This is a genomic window from Streptomyces sp. NPDC053427 (assembly GCF_044544985.1).
Lineage (GTDB): Bacteria > Actinomycetota > Actinomycetes > Streptomycetales > Streptomycetaceae > Streptomyces.
Window position 1 is genome coordinate 87,311 of sequence record NZ_JBITYA010000018.1, and the last position, 18,826, is coordinate 106,136.

Genomic DNA, 18,826 nt, shown 5'->3' on the forward strand with positions numbered 1-18,826 from the left:
GCGGCTGGGATCAGTACACGAACTGGTCCGAGCGCTTCAGGGTGAGGATGCAGAAGTCATCCGGGCTCAGCTCGTCGCTGATGATGCGATGCCAGATCGCGACGTCTCCCACCCACGGGACGTGGACCTGGACGAGGATGTCGTCGCCCAGGGACCAGGACCCGAAGGGGGCGTTGGGATGGTTACGGATCTGCACGGCGGGGATCTGCAACGCCTGGCTGCGGCCCGCCAACTCTCGGGTGCCGCGCGTACGCAGCGCCGAAGCGGAGGACAGAGTCTTGTCCACGACGGTGGCGACACGTCGCAGCCTGCCCCGCCGCCGATCGAGGTCTGTGACCTGCGCCCGCTTCATCTTCTGTCCTTCGCCTTTGCCGAGGACGATGACTTCGTTGGCGTACTCGTCGCCCAGGCCTTCCGGCTTGGCGATGGCGGTGACGTTCTCGCCGTCGGCGAACCTCAAGTCCGACCGCTTCCGGCCGAGCCGGGGCTTGCCGAGCCGGATGCGGTGCTCGATCTGGTTGCTGGTGCTGTCCACCCAGGCGTGTGTCTCGATCCAGTCGAAGGGCTGATCACGAGCGAGGGAGTCGAGCGTCTGGCCGCAGTCCGGATTGTTCCACCAGGCCAGTTCCCACGGGTCAGTGCCGTCTGCGGCGCCCAGCTTCTCGCCCAAGTCGTGACTGTCGATCTTGAGGCCGATGTTGCCGAGCGGACGCGACTGGACGTGGTTCCACACGTTGCGGAAGGCGTCGTACACGTCGACCCTGGGCCCGCCGTAGGGCTTCGGCGGCTTGGGGACCTTCTGCTTGCCTTTCCGGCCGTCCACCCATCCGTCGTGATTTTTGTCCTTGCCGGCGGCCGGGTCCTTGGGCGTGATCAGCTTCCCCGAGATCAGGTAGCTCTCGTACGGGATGCCCTGCGGGTAGCAGGAGAAGCCCTCGCACGCGATGGTGTACTTCGCCTCGTCGTAGTTCGTCTTGGTGACGATGCCGCCCCAGCGAATGTGGCCGTCGACCTCGGCGTACAGCTTGGTGCCCCATTCCTGGAGGAGCGGGGCACCGTCCGGGCCGATCATGCGGGCGTACTCGGGCTCGATGGTGCCGCTCATCGACCCGGGTCCGGAGAGGTCTCGCTTTGGGTTGGAGGACAGTGCGAAGGGCACGTCCCAGTCGAGGATCGTCTCGTCGAGCGCGCGTTGGGCGATGAACCGCCAGCCCTCGGGCATCAGATTGCGTCCTCCGTCGGGTCCTCCACGAACTCGATGTCGAGGAACACCGCGGAGCCGCCGTCGGCCTCCAGGACGCCGGTGTAGCCGCTTTCCCCGGCGCCGACCAGGAGGGCTTCCACGACCGTGCCGCGCATAGCCGTGGGGATCGATATGGTGCCGCCGCCGACGAAGGTGTGCCGCTGGGTGTTGCCGGTGTAGTCGCAGTGGAAGCGGACTTCGGATGTCTTGATCGAACCGAGCTGCACGGTCAGCCGGCCGTAGGAGTCCTTCTGGTTGCGCTGGTCGAGCTGGGCCCACGTCCCCATGAGGGTCGCGGACGTTGCCCACTCGGGGATCTCGATGTCCCAGCGGGCCCCGTTGGGGAACTCCTCCCACGATGGGTACTTCACGTTTCCGACTTCGTCCGGGGTATCCCACGTTCCGCGGAGGGCCCGCACGACGCGGCGTCGGCGCGGGTTCGCCATCTCCCGCATGTCCTTGATCATCGCCTGCGTGATGGTGCTCGTGTTGGCGGGGATGTCGATGCGGGCGAGGGTGATGGCGCTGTCGTTTGGCCGGACCTGCTTGACCCGGGTCGTCGTCTTCGGGACGTTCGAGATGACCCGCGTGTAGACGTACGGGCCGTTCGCCGGGTCGGAGGGATGGGGCCACGTCTCGCCGTAGCTGTACGGATTCTCGATGCGCGCAACGATCAGGTCGGATCTGGCCGCTGCGCCGGTGGCCGCAACGTTCACTTGGTCCGCCGTCGGCAGCCGGGCCGCGTACGCCTGGTACGTCGCGCCGGCCGCCCGGTTGAGAACGGCGCAGGCTCCGGTCATGACCTGCACGGCCGCGCCCGGAGTGGCCAGGGCCTTCACCTGGAGATCGGAGTTCCCGATGATGCCCTCGGCCCCTGCGAAGGCGGCGTAGGCGAGGAGGCGGGCGACTTCGCTGGAGTGCTCCGCTTCTCCCTCGGTGAACCACGGCACTGAATCCCAAGGCATTTTCGGTGTCCTCCGCTGCTCGGTGATGGGCAGCGGGACTGTTCCCCAGGGGAACACCTTGTGTCGCGGGGTGACCGCGGCTGCTGTTCCCCTGGGGAACAGATCGTCAGAGGTAGGCGTAAGCGTCGCGCCAGGCGACGGTCATGTACGACCTACCGGTGGCGTCGGAGCCCCGGAGCACCAGGTCTTGCCGGCCGGTCGGAAGCAGCAGTTCGGGGAGCTTCGGCGAAGCGCGGGTGAGGTTGCCTGCCACAGAGGCCGAACCATTGCGGAGCACGGTCAGAGCCCATGACCGGGAGTCGATGACCACGCGCTCACCTGCCGCGAGGGTGAGGTCGAGGCCCACGGTCCACTTCCCGACGAGTTCGCACGACGGCTTCGTGACGGGGCCATAGATCGTAATGACGGCTGGTGTGGGTCGAGTGCCTTTGACCAGGATCTCGCCCGGCACCTTCGTAGCCCCCTGGCCGGTCATCTTGAGCGGTGTCGTCAGTGGCCCCTTGAGGCCGCGGTGAGGCGCCGGGTTCATCGTGACCGTGGCGACCTGCTCCACGTCGTCGTACGCGATCCCATCCACGGAGACGAAGGTCGCGACGACCGCGGTGTAGCCCTGCCGCGTGAGGCGGCTGGGGGCGGGGGCGGCCTTTCGCGGGCGCCCGTAGAAGCGGCGCGCTCGGCCACCCTGCGTGGTTCGCAGTACGGCCGGGGTGCCGAAGCGCCTGCGGACGGCTTGGGCGTCCCATGCCTGTTCCAGGGCGGAGAGCGCGTCGAGGTTCGCACCGTGCCGGCCGAGGCGCGTGGGCGAAGCGTCCACGGTGTCGACACCGATCTCGAAGCTGATGGTGGCCTTGCCGCGGAAGTCCTGCCCGAGCCGAACGCCGTCCCGCCGTGGGTTCGGGGTATCGCCGGAGTCCACGTCCTCATAGGTGATCTCGTACGGGGTCGGGTCGAGCAGGTAGTAGCCGCTGCTGAAGGTCCCGAAGGTGAAGTTGGCATCCGGATAGATGCCGTTGCTGCTGTAGGAGAGGTTCCATTCGCCCTCAGCCAGTGGCATGTGCGCCTCCTCGGCGGATACGGCGCAGCTCGAACAGGGCATCGCCCAGGGCTTCGCTCGGGGACATGGGGGTGCCGGCCATGGTCAGGTTGAGGTCCCCGCCGACGAGCGCGGTGTTCCCCGCGGGAACAGCGGTGCGGGGGGCCGACAGGGAGCGCACGGACTGGGCTCGGTTGAGAGCAACTGCCCCGTTTGCGTACTGCTTCAGTGCTCGCTGGGGGTACACGACGGTCCCGCCGAAGAACTGGGCAACGGTGTCGAGGATTTCCTCCGAGCGCTTGCGCTTGGACGGGGCCAGCGGGATGTACGCCTCGCCGGGGTAGGTCTCCGGCTCCGCCCACAGGCGCATCTCGCCGGCCCTTGCGATCTGGGCGATGTGCCGCTCGGCTCCGTTCGCGAACGCCCTCACGCGGCCGGTCATGCTGCGGATGCCACCGTCGGCGTACTTCACGATCCCGCCGTCGGCGTGGCCGGAGACGACGGAGGGCTTGCCCTCGGAGTTGTACTTGACCGTGACGGTGACGGTCCTGCCGGTCAGGTTGTTGATGCGCTGCTGGATCGCCTGGACCTGGGCGATTGGCGTCCTGTTTGGTGCCGTGATCTCGATCTTCTTGCCCTTGAGGTCTTTGACCTTGTAGCCGAGGCTCTTGATCTCCTCCTGAGCAAGCTTGGTCGGCGCCTCCATCTTCAGCTTCTTGCCGGCAGGCAGGCCCGCGACCCGGTTACGAATGCCAGTCAGGTCGGTGGTCGCCTGCTTGACCAGCGTCTGCACCGTGATCTTCTTGCTGCCCGGCGCCCGGGACAGGTCGCCCACGAGCGCAGCCAGGTTCGACCTCGCCGCGCCAGTGGGCGCGGAGATGGTGACCTTCTTGCCGCCAGGCAGCTTGGTGACCTCAAAGCCGAGGTTCTGCAACGCGGCAATGGCGCCGGCTGTCGGGGTGGCCACCGTGATGGTCTTGCTCTTGGGCAGGTTGAGGAGCTTGGTGGACAGGCTGAGGATGTCGGCCGTGGTCTTCTCTATGCCGTTCGCCTGGAGCAGGACGGACACGGAGGACGGGATCAGACCCATCTGGTTGGCGAGGCCTGCGGCCTGGTCCTTGGTAAGTCCTAGGTCCGTGCCGTACCTGATCGCCGCGTCCCTGGCCTTCTGGACTTCACCCTCAGCCTTCTTCATGGCCTCGGGCAGAGTGATCTCGTTGGCTTTGGCCATCTCAAAGGCCGCGTTCGCCGCGTTGAGGGAGGAGTCCCGTAGCTCGCTCAAGTGAGAGTTGTAGTCCTGGCCGGCCCGGGTGGCGGTTCGCAGGCTGCCGTCCTGGTTGATCAGCTCCTTCCCGGCGTTCTTGAGTTCGCTGGTGTTGGCCTTGATGGCGTCGTTCACCGACAGGACCGCAGCATTGAGACGGGTTTGTGCGTCGTGGAAGGACTGCGTGCCGCCCGACAACTCATCCAGGGCACGCTTCAGGGAGTTCACGCGGTCGTCTGCGGTGGCAGTCGAGCTGGACATGCCCTCGACGGCTGTCTTCAGCCGGGTGAACGAATCGGTTCCTGCGTTGCCGCTGGTGCTGGTGGCGTCAGCAAAGTCCTTGTACTTCTGTTTGCCCTTCTCCAGCTCACCGCTCATGGACGCCAGGCCGTCAGCAGCGTCCTTGTACACCTGGCCCTTGTCCGAGTAGACCTGTCGGGTCGCCTTGCCGCCGGCGTAGTCTTCCCAGACCTTGTTGGCCTCGGCGACCTTACGGAGCTGCTTCTCCAGCTTTTCGAGGCCATCGCCCTCGTCGAGGTAGGCGTCAGTCAGTTGCTTCAAGCTGACGTTCGCGCTGCGCATCTTTTCGACGAGCTTGCCCTTGCCGTCCGCAAGGCTGGTGTCCTGGAGGAGCTGCGCGGCTTGGGCGCGGACGTTGGCGTCGATCGCGCCGTTGGAGTCGCGCAGGGCTTGTGCGAGAGAGCTGATGCGCTCCTTGTGTGCTTCCGTGGCGCGGGCGGATCTCTCCTGGCTGCTGGCCCAAAGGCCGGCCGCGATGGTGGCGCCGGCGAGGACTGCGGCCAAGGGGCCACCGAGGGCGGTGACGATGCCGCCCGCAGCGGTGCGCAGGCCTCCGGCCGCGACGCCGACGGCTCGCATCGATCCGGACAGTCGACCGCCGCTGGACGCCGCCGTGGTGTACGCGGTGCCCATGCGCTGCCACAGCGAAGCCTGTGTGGTCACACCGGCCGCCGTGGTGGTCGAGACGGTGCCCACGTTGCGGATCGACGAGACGAGCCCCTGGACCTTGCCCGAGATGCTGGTGACGACCTTCAGCATCAGGAGCGTTCCGAGGAAGGCTCCGAGGGCGAACCCCGCTCCGGGGACCACGTTCATCAGCCCGTTGAAGATGTTCAGCAGGCCGTTCAGCGCGGACAGGAGAGTACCGAGGCCGATGCCCGCAGATGAGAGGGACGCAAAGGCGCTCGCGATGTTGGAGATCAGGCCGATGACCGCGGGCCCAACCGAGCTGCCGATGGCGTTGAGGAAGGCACCGACCGCGGGCATCAGTTCCGTGCGAATCTGGCGGACCAGGTCGGTGACGCCGTTGTCCTTGGCCATCCGGCCGAGGCCTCGAACCAGGTCGCCGACCAAGGCGTTCAGCTCGTGGAAGGTCGGAGCTGCGTCGGCGAACACCTTCTTCATCGACACCTGCCCCTGGGCAGAGTTCGCCCAGCGGGCGAACCGGCCCATTGACCCTTCGAGGCCATCGAGGAGCGCGTTGCCGGCGTCCTGCCCGGCCCGGCCGACACCGGCCAGGCCCTTGCCCAGGTCGAGCGTTGTCCGACCGAGCTGCTTGGCCTTCTCCGCGGCGTGATCGAGGAACTTGCCGAGCGAGCCGGTCTCGCGGCCCGCCTGCGCGGATGCCCGCAGCCAGAGGGTGAACTTTTCCCCAGCCTCGGCGACGCGCTCGACGAACGGGCCGGAGCCAACGAGGAAGTGCCCAGCCGCGGCGCCCAAGTTGGCGACGCCGTCGGTGACGTTGCCGATGACCTTGCTGTTGGTCTTGGCGACCGTCTGGAAGTCCTTGGCGAACGGGCCGCTCTGCATGGCCTGCGCGCCGCGCTTGGCCAAATTGCCCATCTGCCCGGCGGCGTCCCCGAGAGACGACTTCAGCAGCGGCAGGACCGCGTTGGACAGAGGCTTCACCTCGTCAGCGATCTTCGAGAAGAAACGTTCCTGCACGGACCGTTTCATCGCGCGCCATTCGCCGCTGAGGCTGGCGACGGACTTGACGGTGGCGCGAGCCGACGTCGACAAGCCCTTGAGGGACTGGTCAAGCGCCTGCTGCTGTGCCTTGGTGAGCTTGCTGCCCTCGGCTAGTTGAGCCTGCGCCTTGAGGGTCTGCTTCAGGGCCTCACCGAAACCACCAAACGCGACCTTGGTCGCGATGGCCGCGGTCCCGGCGGCGGCCATCAGCCCGGGTATGGCGCCGAGGACGCCGACGGCCGGCGCCGCTGCGGAGACCAGAGCGGTGAGCCCGGCACCGTACTGGGTGAGGGCAGCGATGGCCGGTTGCGCGAGCGAGACGATCGCGCCCATGGCCAGCGACCGCAGTCGGCCGCGACCGCTTCGACCGCGACCCGATCCGCCGAGCTCGAAGGGGACGTTGACCGGGTTCTGGTCGGCCTCGCCCTGTGCTCGGCCCAGCAGGCTCCGGACGCGGCTGAGCAGTCCGCCACCGCGGGCACCGTCGTCGTCAGGCCGGATCGGCACGCGGACATCGCTGTCCGCGGCCCGCCGGGCGACTTCCTCCAGCTCGCCGCGGAGCCCGTCCCTGTCGACGCGGACGTTGACCTTCGCGGTGAGGCCTGCGGAGGCCTCTTTCACCGCGTTCTTCAGGCGTTTCCGCAGGCCCTTGTCGTTGACCTCGATCTTGACCTTGGCGGCCAAGCCTTCTGCGGCCGTCTCAACCTTCGTCCGTAGCTCACGGGCGAAGCCGTCGAGCACCGAGACGACCGTGACTTCGAGGCGGCCGGCCTGCAAGCCCTCAGACACTGGGGCGCACCATTCCTCTCCGGGCGGCAGCCGCGAGCATCTTGCGGTGGCCGTTCAGCGGGGCAGGCTGCTGCGCCGGCGAACTGTTCCCCTGGGGAACAGCCGGGGCCGTGTCGTACGGGCGATTGATCGTCCGAGGATCTTCACGGCGCCTGTCGGAGGCGAGCAGTGAGACTTCCTCGATGAGCTGCACCAAGAGTTCGGTGTGCACCGTCCAGCCGCCGATCGGCGACGAGGCAGTCCGTGACCCTTCGGGCAGGCCGTCGAGGAGGACGGTCAGCCGTCGGACGCCGATGAAGCCGGGCTGCCCTGGGCGGAGCCAGAGCCTTCGGGCGTCGAGCTGGTGGTATCGGCTGAGGTCGGACTCGACATCTCCCCATCGCTCGCGGAGGAGTCGGCCGACCTGAAGAGCTTTCCCAGGTCCACCCCGTAGACGGCGATGAGGGCCTTGGTCAGGCGGACGTAGTCGCCGATGGACGGGCGGACCCTCTTGAACTCGCGGTAGGTGTCCTCGCCGAGGAGCGCCTTGTAGATGTCCAGGACCGCGCCGTAGAACCGGGCGGGGAGCTGGGGCCGGCGGAACAGCATCTCGACCACTTCCCCGGTGGTGGTGGTGCCGTCCTCGGCGTTCACGATGTCGTGCAGAACGCCCATGAGGTCCAGCTCTTCCGTGAAGAGCGGGTCAAGGCAGTCGGCCGGGATCTCCGCCGGGAAGATGAACTGCTCGCCGCGCAGGAGCACGGGGATGCCATGGGGGTACTGAACCTCGCGGCGCTCAGCGTCGAGGTCGATAACGAAGGTCATGAGCCGGTCCTCCCGGGGTGGGTGTTGAAGCCCGGGGAACGTAGAGACGCTGACGCGCTTGCGTCTCGGGCTCGGACCTGGGAAGGGTGGAGCCGGCTGGCCTCTATCAACCTTGATAGAGGCCAGCCGGCTCCATGCTGTTCCCTTGGGGAACAGCTCGTGTGGTGAAGCTCGGGCATGTGGCACCAGATCAGGGGGTGCTGACAGCTACTCTCTATCCCGAACCAATCGTCCGAGAATCGGAGACCTATCTATGAGGAGCCTCAAGGGAGGGGCTGCGAACCGCAGGGGTTCGGGAGTCGGTGGTGAAGGAACGGCCCCGGAGGAGCCGAAAGCCCCCCAGAACTTCTACCAGCGCGTCGAAACCGAGGGCGCCGGCCTCGAACTCGACTTGACGGACATCTCGCCCAACCCGTTCAACGACATCCGGTCGATGGGCGATCTCGACTCCCTGGCAGAGAGCATCAAGGAGGACGGTCTCCTTCAGGACATCGTCGTGATGCACGCGGCGGAGTTCGCCAAGATTTGGCCTAAGCAGGCCGAGGGCATTGAGACCAAGTTCGTCATTGCCTTTGGAGAGCGCCGCTGGCGTGCTTCGGAGAAGGCAGGCAAGACCAAGATCACTGCTGTTCTCAAGAACGCGGTGATCTCGAAGATCCGCCGCGTTCTCCTGGTCGAGAACTTGCAGCGGGTCGGATACACGCCCATGGAGGAAGCCCGCAACTTCTGGCGCCTGCACAAGGAAGAGGGGCTGTCCTACCGGGAGATCGCGAAGGAGGTGAAGATCGGCTCGACGCATGTGTCCCGGCGCCTCCAGCTTATGCAGCTCCCGCCTGCGCTTCAGGGGCCGGTCGACAAGCAAGAGCTGGGCGTGACCGCCGCGCGCGACCTCGTTGAGGGCCTGGAGTCTCACGAGCAGATGGAATGGGCCTGGGCCCTCGTGCAGAACGAGGAAGTCAAGGTCAAGGCCGCCATCAAGGCCGTCATTTCGGGGCGTTTGCCCGATGGACGGGCGCTTGACGTCCCCGAGCAGCGCACCGAGGCGGAGGAGACCAAGGCAGAGGCTGGGGCCGACGCCGAACCGGAGGAGACCACGCACGAGGAGGGCGCGGAGCAGTCTGAGAAGAAGGCTGTCGTTGCGAAGCCCGAGCCGAAGTCCCCCGCTCAGAAGGGCCGGGTGGTGCCTGCTGCGGATCGCTTCGCCCGCGAGCGCAACAACGCTGCGGCCGACCGGACTGCTGCCTGCCTGCACCTGGTCAGCAGCGAGTTCACGCCGGACGACAAGCAGCTCTCCGACCTGTTCGCCCGCACGATGCTCTCGCCTATCCAGCAGGGCCCCGCGAAGACGAAGGCACACGCCTGGCTTCGTGAGGCGGGAAGGGAAGTTCTCGGGGTTAGCGATTCCGATAGCTACTTCCAGGCCGTACTGTCCTCTGGGAACGACGAGCTGATCCGGCTGGCCACCTTCGTGACCGCTCTCGCGGCGAGCGAGATCCGCGCGAAGGACAACCGTCGGCAGTGGGACCGCACCGACGCGGCACACGTCGAGTTCCTCATCCAGGCAGCGAATTACCAGCCGGAATCCACGTGGGAGCGAGAGCAGCTCACCAAGTTCAACGTCACCTTCGTAGCGGAAAAGACCGCGGACGAAGCAGCCGTTTGATCAGAGAACTGGAGCCTTTGTGTCACTGAAAACCCTGCCTCGGCGCAACACGCGCCCCGGTGGCCGCAACTGGCCGCTCATCATCGCGGCGCTCATCATCTCCGGTGGAAGTGCGAAGACAACGACCGTCAGCATCCTGGCGACGATCCTTGCCCTGCGTGGCTGGAAGGTTCGACTCTTCGACTTCGACCAGCAGCGGAACCTGAGCCACATCTTCGGCGTGAAGCACCTGGACGACAAACAGTTCCCGACCATCTGGGACCTGATGCTCGACAAGGTCGGCTTGGAAGAGGCAAGCCTCCCCGCCCGCTTCCGTACCGGCACCGGGTGGGAGAACGACGCGTTCAGCGAGATCCCAAATCTCACGATTGTGCGCGGCTCCCGACACGTGAAGGGTTTCGATGCCGAAGCCGTTACCGGCACCGGCATGCTGATGGGCTGGTTCCAAAAGCTGTGCCGGGAGTACCAGGGCGACGACGAGATCTGGATGCTCGATCTTCCGGCCAGCCTCAGCAAGCTGACTGTGTCGACCCTGCTCCCGCTCACCGAGGACGATGAGGTGCTGCCTCCGGTTCTCGTGACGAACAAGGAGGAGGAAGACCTCGGCTACACCTTCGAGGAGCTGGAAACGATGGTCAAGGAGATGACCACTCGTAGCCAGCGGCCAGCGCCGACCATCAAGAACATCGTGATGTGTGGGACTCCGACCTCGCAGCACAAGGGCGTCGAGTACGACGAGACCGTGGAGGCGATCGAGCAGAAGTACGGCGAGCACTTCCAACTCCACAAGGTCCGGTACAGCGGCTACATCCCGCGGCAGCACCGGTTGCAGCAGACGATCCCAGCATTCGCAGGCTCGTCGTACCCGATGGAGGACTACAACAAGCTAGCCACGGCTCTCGGCTTCCCAGACCTCGAAGTCGAGTAGCAGCAAACGCCGAAGGCCCGTACCGGTCGTGGAAGTCCGCAGCTCCCACGCCCCGGCACGGGCCTTTCGTCGTACGCGCTCCAGGTTACGCCGCGTCAGCGAAGCTTGGGTCGTTGGTGATCAAATACCAGGCGTCGGCGTCGTCACCCCCCTGCACGGCCAGGCGCAGCGGCAGAATCGCTTCCTTCGCCTTCTGGAGGTCGGTCTGAACGCCCTCCATCTGCATGGCGCGTGGGATGACGTAGCGGTAGCCCTTGGCGCCGTCGATGACCTCGATGACGGCGGCGACCTCTGAACGCCCGCCGATCCTGGGAGGCGTGAACCTGTAGTGCTTCGGCGGCGTACCGGTGCCGCCGGCCGGAGTGATCTCCGTGATCGTGCCGCCACCGAACACCGCCTTGAAGTTCTTCGCGTTCCACTGCTGAAGGTCGACCTCGATGGTCGCGCTGTCGCTGGTCTGGAACGTGCGGGACGGGAAGTCCGTCTGCGCGCTCTTGACCTGCTCGAACTGGGGCTCCTCATTGAACTTCAAGGAGTCCTCGGTGGTCAGACCGACCGAGTACCAGCCCTCCGGCATCGCGATTGCGGCGTCCGCCGGCGCCGCGGTTCCGACCGGGGCAAGCCACAGCCGGGTTCGTGCGGGGACGACGATCTGTGTTGCGTTGGTGATTTCGCCAGCCATGGCGTTCTCTCCTCGTGACCAGGTGTTGGGGCTGGGTCACGATGGAGAGAGCGGGGGGTTAGCGTCCCGGGCTTAGAACGGGCGTGGGCACGGAAGAACGACGGGCTGCGCGAGCGCGGCGCCGAGGAGCCGGGAGACGCGCCACCTACGGCCCGCCTGCTCGATCCGACGGCAGGTGTCCCGGCACTGGCGAGGCTGATACAGCGGTGCGAGCACTCGCCGCGTCCACGCGTCGTGATCGGTCGGGCTGGTGCCGACGGGGGCGATGGACACGCCGGCGTTCGCGAGGTTCACGGGCTCTCCGGGTTGGGGTGGAGGGAGACGAGAAGGCCGATGACCCATCGGGGTTGGCCGTTCTCCAGAGGCGATTCGAGCAGGAGGCCGGAGGGCTGCACATGGCTGACGACAGGCCGGCCGCCGGGCGGGGCGTGCTCAGGGAGTTCCATCGCGGCCAGCGCGCAGACCTTGAGGATTCGGGACATGGCGGCCGGGCCGGGCCAGCCGCCCGGGTCGCCGTACAGCTCCAGCGAGACTTCGGGCTGCGTAAGCCACGTGAGGTCGTTGAGGCTGCCGCCGGGGCCGAGCGCGACGCGCAGGTGCGGCCAGGGAGCTTCCCGGGCGCCGGATACGCGGCCTGGCCCGCCGAGCACTGCCTGAACCTTAGGGTGCTCGGCGAGCCAGGCCAGTACGGCGGCCACCGGATCGGCGTCAGCGACGGCGTAGGCGTCCACGGTCAGCCGCGCTCCCGGGCGAGGTAGCCGTTGGCGCGGAGCTGGCGAGCGTAGTCCGGCGAGAGGCTGGCGGTGTCACCCGGCTTGAAGTCCCGGCCCTGGATGCGTAGGTGGTGGGCGAAGGTGACCCTCTGCGGCTTTTGGCCGGCGCGCAGCTCGGGGCCGAGGACGGCCTCGGTGGTGTTGTCGGTGGCGGTGGTCTCGGCCTCCGGCTCGGCGGCGGCTGCGGTCTTCCTGGTGGTGGTGTTCGTCATGGGGCGGAGAGTGCAGCCCCCGGCGCCTTAGTGTCGCCCGCTCCTTTCGGCTGTTCCCCAGGGGAACAGTCAGTGGCGGGCGGCGACGGCCGCGACGGCGCGCGCCATGTAGTAGGCGCCCTTCGCTTCCAGGTTGCCGGGGTAGACGGTGCCGATCTCCGCGGGGACGACCCACTGGCCTTCGGCGACGACCTTCACGGTGACGGTGCTGCCGGAGACGACCGGTGGCAGCGTTCGGATGTTGCGGGAGATGCCGTCGGGGATGCTCCGGGCGTGGCAACGGCAGTTCTTCAAGTTGGCGACCGCGCGGCTGGACTCGTCCCGCGGCTCCTTCATGTACGTGAGGGCACCGACGCCGCGGTGGTCGCGGTCCCACTTCATGGAATTGATCTTGAATCGGAGGTTGCCGGGCACCTCCTGGCCGTGAGCGGCGACGTGGGTGGGCCTCACTCTGTCGTCGGCCACGGTGATCCACTGCTTCGTGGGTGGGGCGAACACCTTGGCCTGCCGCTCGACTTCCCGCCCGATCTCGTGGACCTTCGGCGCGATCATCGCGGCCAGTTCCTGCTCCAGCAACGGGTTGGCGGTGAACTTCGCCATTACGGCACCTCCGGCGGGTTCAGCGTCGCGATGACGGCGATGTAGTCGGCGGCCCCGTAGCCAGGCACCTTCTTCAGCAAGGCAGTCACGATCGTCCACGTGAGGGTGCCGTCGCTGAGGACGTCGCCGGGTTCGAGCGGCCACGCGGCAGGGTCGGCGCGCAGGGTCCACGACTTGTCGCTCTGCTCAGCCGCCGCGCCGGGCCAGGTGCCGCGCGGTTCAGGCCGGGCGTCCGGCGGCGGCGGTACAGGTACGCCGTGCGCGTCCCGGCCCCAGGGGTGGGCCAGGACGTACGCGGTCAATTGCCGGTCGGGCAGGAGGACGGCCATGGTCAGCCCGCCCCGGCGGCGAGTTCGGCGTACGAGTTGTAGAGGTCTGCCATGGGTGTCCTGTCTGGTGAGCCGGGTTACCAGCGGCTGTAGCGGCGTCCGCGTCCGTACGGCCAGGGTGCGGTTGAGGTGACGGCGACGGGGCGGTAGAGCCGCTTGCGGTAGCCCGAGAGCGAGTCCAACGCGGGCAGAGCACCCGGCTGGCCTGCGACGGGCGTGGTGTCGTAGCTAATCGACTGCCCCTCCGCGGACACAGAGGTGACGCGACGTTCCCCTTCGGCAGCGGACGGGCTGTTTCGGATGCGTTCGGAGGCGTGCGCCACGACGTACTCGCGGATCGGGTCCTCGACCGCGGCGTCCAGGCCGACGAGGAGCTGCACGGTGTACGTGTCCCGGTCGTCCAGATTGGCGATGTGGCTGACCACGGTGGCGACGTCGTCGTAGTGCTGGATCGGCCATGCCTGTGGGTCGTCGAGGTCGTAGCCAAACAGCGGCGTCACCTCCAACAGGGTGCGGGGCTGCGGAATCAGCGGCCGGCCCAAGTACGCCTCCACATCCGCCTGAGCCTTGCCGATGGCGTCTCGGTACTTCTCGCGCTGCACCGCGGTGATCGGAAGCGGGACGCCGAGTTCGCTGGCTATGTCCTCGGCGGAGGCGATCAGGCCTGTGCCGAGCGGAAGGTCAGCGCGAACGGTGCGGTCTGTGGTGGGCGGCTGGTCCTTGAAGGGAATGACGGTGACGGTGCACCAGTACCGGCCGTCGGGCAGGTTGTCGGGGAGCGTGAACCGGTACACGGTCGCGCGGAGCCGCACGGCCGGCCCGGCGGTCGCCACGATGGTGCCGCTGCGCTCGGGGGTCGAGTACAGGTCGATCCGGCTGACCTGTCCTCCGGCCGGTTCCGGGTCGCACCAGGCGCCGGCCCAGACGGGTCGGTAGTCGTACACCGCCACCGAGGCCTCCTTACTCGCTGTCCGAGGACGTGGAGAGCTGCGCGCGAAGCCGGGCGAGGACGCGCTCGGCCTGGTCGCGGCGCAGCTCGGCGCCGATCGGGACGAGCAGCCGGGCGGTGGGGGTGTTGTACGCGCCCATGCCGACGTGCTCTACCAGGCGGACGGTGCATCGCTGAGAGCCGCCGTGAGGCATGACGGGGATGAACACGCCTTCCGGGTCGGTCGGCGGCTCGCCGGTGGCGTCGTCCACGATGCGGTCGCCCATCTTCGCTGGCAGAAGCTGCTGAGCGGTCGTGAGCGGCACCCGCTCCGGGATCGGCTCTGGAGTGCGCGGCGGTTCGAGGGGTGCGACGTCGGGGATCTTCGTCTCGGTGTCGGCCGGGGCCGCCTTGTCCTCGGCGATCTCCGGCATCTCCGGTTCGGTCGTCGCGTCGGACGTGGCGTCCTCGGGGGCAGCAGCCTCCGAGGACGCGACCTCGGTGTCGTCCAAGGTGGTCTTACGAGTGCGGGGTGGCACAGGGTCCTCCTGCCGGTGTACGGGCGTTGGCGGAGGAACCCTGAACCCCGCGGGGGGCTTACGTCGCGGGCATCACGACATGTCCCGCGCGTACGTGAACCCGCCCGTCCTGCTGACCGCACCTGCTTCGTCACCAACCCTCGCGCGGGCGCGTTGTTGGGACCGGAAACAGACATTGCGCGGAACGCACTTCGGCCCCTGAGAGAAATTCTCAGGGGCCGAAAAGTGCTTCACCTCCGCTTCCGCGGAGCATCCCCGCTGGTACGGGGAACAGGGGCCGAACGAGAAACATTCGGGTCCATCCCCGCAGATGCGGGGCCAAGTGGTCCTACGGCACCATCTGTAGGTCCATCCCCGCAGATGCGGGGCCTGCCGGGCCTCGGATTGCTCCGAGGTAGCCGAACAGCTTTCACGCTAGCACTGTGGGGGCCTGCTCGTGTGCCGAATCCGCGTGACGGCGTCCCGGGTGTTCAGCCGCCCGTACGGCTCCACGGCTTAGGGGCCGGCCACAACCCAGCGGTCACGCGTACGTGAACCCGCCCGTCTTGCTGACCGCACCTGCTTCGTCACCGACGACAACGTTGACGGCTCCGGCCGCGCCCGCAGGGGCGGTGACCTGGAGCCGTCCGGCGGACAGGATCGTGAGGTTGGTCCCGGCGGTGCTGCCGAACTTCACGTCGGCGACGCCGTCGAGGTTGGTGCCGGTGATGGTGACGACGGTTCCGCCGGCGGCCGGGCCGGTGCTCGGGGTGACGGTGGCGATCGTCGCAGGGGGGAAGAGCTTGTCGATCTGCGACTGCCGCAGGACAGTGCCCGCCTTGTAGAGCAGGGTGCGGATCGAGCCCTCGGGCACACCGTCGCGGGTGTCGTTCGGGCGGGTGCCGACGTCATGCGCGCGGGTCGAGTAGATGTCCGCGGTGGTCTTCTTTTCGGGGTCGGTGACCGCGGTGGCGGGGAAGGCGGCCTTCGTGATGCGGGCGCCAGCTGCGTTGTACAGGCCCATGGTTGTCCCTTCTCGGTGGTCTGAGGTGGGCAGGGTGCCGGAAGGGGCAGCCTTGGGTCGCGCGCTACAGGATGCGCAGGTCGTCCCAGCCGTCGGAGGTGACGGAGAAGACGAGCAGGCCGGGCTGGGATACCTCACCGGAGCGCATCACCCACCAGTCGGAGCCGTTGTCGAGGGTGGGGGCCTGCACCCAGAGGCGGCCATTGCCGAGCTGCTGCGCGCGGAAGTGGTGGAAGTGCCCGCTGACCAGGATCTTGGCGTCGGCGATGGGCTGGCGGCCGAAGGACTGGCCCTTCCACCAGTCTGGGGCCTTCTCCGGGCGGGCGTACTGGTGGCCGTGGTTGAGGCCGACGATTGTTCCCGCCATGTCGAGGGAGACGGTGTCGCGCCAGGGCTCGGGCATCACGAAGGACACGTGGCCGTACGCCTCGGGATTGCGGCCGTAGGCGTCGGCGATCTGCGACATGACCTCGATACCCCAGTCGTCCTCGGGCGGCCCGACGGCATCCTTGCCGCGCCTGACCCTCGCGTGGTTCGAGCCGACGGTCGCGGCGACGACTCGGGGGAACGCCGCAGCGAGACGGTCCAGCCCTTCGAACGTCAGCCGCCGGTGGAGCCTGACCATCTGCGTGAGCGTCAGGTCGTTCGTGAATGCCTGACTGGTGACGTTCTCGAACCCCTCGATGCAGTCGCCCGCATCGAGCCAGTACGCGGAGTCGGGCGCCCGGCCGACCCTGGCGAGATCACGCAGGTGGTCTTGGAGCCGGTCGAACCGGTCGGCGACCCGGGCCACCAACTCCTTTGTACCGCCGTCGCGAGCGACCTTGCCGGCCTGCGGGTCGGCGTACACCACGGCGAGCGCCCGCTCGGGCTGTTCGGCCGCCAAGCGCGGCTTCCGGCGGCGCCGCATCGCGTCGCGTACGAGGGTGTTGAGGTCTTCGGCGGACGCCCAGCCGGGCACCGACGGCTCGACCACGTACCGGCAGCGCCACACGGGGCGGGTGACGGCGTCCTCGCCCTGGGCGTCTCGATGCCAGGCGGCCGGGTCATGGCGGGCTTCAACAAGCCTCACCCGGTAGCCGTTGGGGACGACCAGGCCGAGTTCTTCGACGCGGGCGCGCCATCCGGTCTCGTCCTGGGGCGGCACGTCGGCGGCCGGCGCGGTGACGAGCATCGAGCCGCCCTGCTCGTACCGGACACCGGGCTCCCACCCCTTGGGAGCCATAGCCGCAGGCCGGGTGACCTCCGACGGAGTCGACTGCTCGGCGGCGGCCGGGGCGAGCAGCGCGTCAAGGTGGGCGTCAAGGCTCATTGTGGGCACCTGCATCCGTTGGAGGCGCCGCGGCGGCGGTGCCGGGCGACGGCGGGAGCCTGGACCTGGTGGCCGCTGCCGGTGAGTGCGTCGGCGATCTGCGTCGAGCTGATGGTCCGGCTGTCGAGCACGGCGCGGACCTTCTGCGCTGTGCTGGAGTCGAGTTCGTCGAGGATGGCCCCGACGGTGCACCGCGGACCGCGGGAGGCCGGGGGCGCCTCGGCGAGCTGGGTGAGGGCCGCGATCAGCCCGTTCGTGTCTGCCACGGCAGTCCTCTCTGTACAAGGAAGCGGGGCCGGACCGTACGGTCCGGCCCCGCTTTGCGTCTCCGCTGATGAGCCCGGCTACCGGGCTCGTGCGGATCAGACTGTCGGCGTGGTCCAGGTGCCGATGACGAAGGACTCCGGGCGGGAGACCTCAAGGGCCAGCCGCTCGTCGGCCCGGAACGTCAGCACACCCCGCTCGAAGTTGTCGCTGTTCTCGCTGGAGACGGTGACCGAGACGTTCTCGCGGTCGTAGAGCTGGGCGCCCATGCCGAACGAGCCGAGCAGGTACTGGCCGTCGGGCATGGCCGTGGTCTCGACGACGTTGATGCGCCACACGCGCTTCTGAGCACCGACGGCGACCTGGAGCGCGACGCGGAACGCCCCGTTGTCGTCGGTCTCGACCTCAACTTGCTCCCACATCGTCGGGGAGAGGACGATGCCGGTCGGCTCGTACTCGGCCAGCAGCGACTTCGTCATCGCGCGGCGCATCTGGATCGAGAACTTGTCCTTGGCGTCGCCCGTGTACTGCTGGACACCGGGGGTGTTGAACAGGCCGGTGATCGAGGTGCCGTCGCCGCCGACGCTGTGGAGCAGGTCGTAGTCTTCGGCAAACTTGATGCCCTCGATGAGACGCGAGTTGATGAACTGCTTCAGCCGCGGCTCGTCCGAGAGGATGTTCTTGTGCCCGTCGATCATGTGGGCGATCTCGGCGATCGGGAACGCGACCGGCTCAAGCTTCAGCTTCGAGCGAGGGGCCTTGCCGAACACGTCGGTATCGAGCCCGGTTGGCGCGGAGACGCCATCGGCGGCCCGGCGCTCAGCGACCTGCGCAGCGTTGTTGACCCACCCGGTTTCGCGAATGCCGAGCAGGACCGCGTTCTTCGTCTTGGCGGACGGGAACAGGTCACGGATGTGCCACTTGCGGCGCTGAGCCTCGGTGATGCCGAGATCCTGGACGCCGCCGAGCGCCTGGTGGGTGTGCGTGCCGGCCGACAGGGAGAAGATGGACTTCCCCTCGATCTCAGCGCGGATGAACGGCCTGTCCTTGAAGTCGGCGCGGGCCGCAGCCTTGTACGCATCGGACTCGACGAACATGTCGCCGAGCGACTTGACCTCGGTGCCGCCCGCGCCGCCGCCGTAGAACTGTCCGGCCGCGGACGAACCGGCGGGGGCGTCCAGGTAGCCGCTGAGGTCGTCGGCGCCCTGGGCAGCGTCGAGGAGGCCCTTGATCTCCTGGGCGTCCTTCACGGCCTTGACGTACGCGTTGCGCTGCTCCGTGCTGACCACGAACGCGCCGTTCTCTTCCTTGAAGGTCGAGGCGATGCGCTCGGCCTCGGCCGACTTCTCTCCGAGCTGTTCCTTGAGCGAGCGGAGGAGGCTCTTGTCGGTGGTGGCGGTTGCCATGTCGGTTGCACTCTCCTGTGCTGGATGGGCGATTGCGTGCGTCGCTCGCCCGGCCAGCACCGGGACGCCTCAACGCGAGGCGCATGGAAGATCAGTGCGG

18 protein-coding genes are annotated in these 18,826 nt (G+C 67.7%); 2 read left to right on the top strand and 16 right to left on the bottom strand.

The window, feature by feature from the left end; genetic code table 11:
- Positions 1-10: 10 nt before the first annotated feature.
- From ACIGWZ_RS37350 to ACIGWZ_RS37370, 5 genes are all read right to left on the bottom strand, one after another.
- On the bottom strand, positions 11-1,222 hold the full coding sequence (locus ACIGWZ_RS37350) for a hypothetical protein (protein ID WP_400072155.1): 1,212 nt from the start codon (positions 1,220-1,222) through the stop codon (positions 11-13).
- Positions 1,222-2,208 (bottom strand): hypothetical protein, encoded by a 987-nt coding sequence (locus ACIGWZ_RS37355; RefSeq protein WP_400072157.1) that lies wholly within the window; start codon positions 2,206-2,208, stop codon positions 1,222-1,224. Before ACIGWZ_RS37355 ends, ACIGWZ_RS37350 begins: the two co-directional genes overlap by 1 nt.
- Positions 2,209-2,314: 106 nt before the next feature.
- A complete protein-coding gene (locus ACIGWZ_RS37360; RefSeq protein WP_400072159.1) occupies positions 2,315-3,262 on the bottom strand; it encodes a hypothetical protein in 948 nt (315 codons plus the stop codon).
- Positions 3,249-7,283 carry a hypothetical protein gene (locus ACIGWZ_RS37365; protein WP_400072161.1) on the bottom strand — a complete coding sequence of 1,345 codons (4,035 nt, stop codon included), beginning with the start codon at positions 7,281-7,283 and terminating at the stop codon, positions 3,249-3,251. The genes ACIGWZ_RS37360 and ACIGWZ_RS37365 overlap by 14 nt, the downstream gene beginning before the upstream one ends.
- A 276-nt stretch (positions 7,284-7,559) precedes the next feature.
- Positions 7,560-8,087, bottom strand: coding sequence for a hypothetical protein (locus tag ACIGWZ_RS37370; protein WP_400072163.1), 528 nt, complete (start codon positions 8,085-8,087; stop codon positions 7,560-7,562).
- A 253-nt stretch (positions 8,088-8,340) separates the two neighbouring features.
- Here ACIGWZ_RS37370 and ACIGWZ_RS37375 point away from each other — a divergent pair, with 253 nt between their 5' ends.
- Positions 8,341-9,750: a ParB/RepB/Spo0J family partition protein gene (locus ACIGWZ_RS37375; protein ID WP_400072165.1), complete on the top strand. Its 1,410-nt coding sequence runs from the start codon at positions 8,341-8,343 to the stop codon at positions 9,748-9,750.
- 19 nt (positions 9,751-9,769) lie between these two features.
- Complete coding sequence (locus ACIGWZ_RS37380; RefSeq protein ID WP_400072166.1) at positions 9,770-10,678, top strand: ParA family protein; 909 nt, start codon at positions 9,770-9,772, stop codon at positions 10,676-10,678.
- 85 nt (positions 10,679-10,763) lie between these two features.
- On the opposite strand, the gene ACIGWZ_RS37385 is transcribed toward ACIGWZ_RS37380, so the two are convergent.
- The 11 genes from ACIGWZ_RS37385 to ACIGWZ_RS37435 all read right to left on the bottom strand — a co-directional run bounded on the left by ACIGWZ_RS37385 (position 10,764) and on the right by ACIGWZ_RS37435 (position 18,726).
- Complete coding sequence (locus tag ACIGWZ_RS37385) at positions 10,764-11,360, bottom strand: hypothetical protein (RefSeq protein WP_400072168.1); 597 nt, start codon at positions 11,358-11,360, stop codon at positions 10,764-10,766.
- A gap of 290 nt (positions 11,361-11,650) precedes the next feature.
- Positions 11,651-12,091, bottom strand: a complete 441-nt coding sequence (locus tag ACIGWZ_RS37390; RefSeq protein ID WP_400072170.1) for a hypothetical protein — start codon at positions 12,089-12,091, stop codon at positions 11,651-11,653.
- Between the two features lie 2 nt (positions 12,092-12,093).
- On the bottom strand, positions 12,094-12,345 hold the full coding sequence (locus ACIGWZ_RS37395; protein WP_400072172.1) for a hypothetical protein: 252 nt from the start codon (positions 12,343-12,345) through the stop codon (positions 12,094-12,096).
- Between the two features lie 69 nt (positions 12,346-12,414).
- Complete coding sequence (locus ACIGWZ_RS37400; RefSeq protein ID WP_400072174.1) at positions 12,415-12,945, bottom strand: hypothetical protein; 531 nt, start codon at positions 12,943-12,945, stop codon at positions 12,415-12,417.
- Positions 12,945-13,274: a hypothetical protein gene (locus ACIGWZ_RS37405; protein WP_400072176.1), complete on the bottom strand. Its 330-nt coding sequence runs from the start codon at positions 13,272-13,274 to the stop codon at positions 12,945-12,947. Before ACIGWZ_RS37405 ends, ACIGWZ_RS37400 begins: the two co-directional genes overlap by 1 nt.
- A gap of 77 nt (positions 13,275-13,351) precedes the next feature.
- Positions 13,352-14,224, bottom strand: a complete 873-nt coding sequence (locus ACIGWZ_RS37410; protein ID WP_400072178.1) for a hypothetical protein — start codon at positions 14,222-14,224, stop codon at positions 13,352-13,354.
- 10 nt (positions 14,225-14,234) lie between these two features.
- Entirely contained in the window at positions 14,235-14,741 is a 507-nt protein-coding gene (locus tag ACIGWZ_RS37415; RefSeq protein ID WP_400072180.1) for a hypothetical protein, read from the bottom strand.
- A gap of 520 nt (positions 14,742-15,261) precedes the next feature.
- A complete protein-coding gene (locus ACIGWZ_RS37420) occupies positions 15,262-15,744 on the bottom strand; it encodes an IPT/TIG domain-containing protein (RefSeq protein WP_400072182.1) in 483 nt (160 codons plus the stop codon).
- Positions 15,745-15,808: 64 nt separating this feature from the next.
- On the bottom strand, positions 15,809-17,056 hold the full coding sequence (locus ACIGWZ_RS37425; RefSeq protein WP_400072184.1) for a hypothetical protein: 1,248 nt from the start codon (positions 17,054-17,056) through the stop codon (positions 15,809-15,811).
- Complete coding sequence (locus ACIGWZ_RS37430) at positions 17,053-17,322, bottom strand: hypothetical protein (protein ID WP_400072185.1); 270 nt, start codon at positions 17,320-17,322, stop codon at positions 17,053-17,055. Before ACIGWZ_RS37430 ends, ACIGWZ_RS37425 begins: the two co-directional genes overlap by 4 nt.
- 96 nt (positions 17,323-17,418) lie before the next feature.
- Positions 17,419-18,726 (bottom strand): phage major capsid protein, encoded by a 1,308-nt coding sequence (locus tag ACIGWZ_RS37435; protein ID WP_400072187.1) that lies wholly within the window; start codon positions 18,724-18,726, stop codon positions 17,419-17,421.
- Between the last annotated feature and the right edge of the window lie 100 nt (positions 18,727-18,826).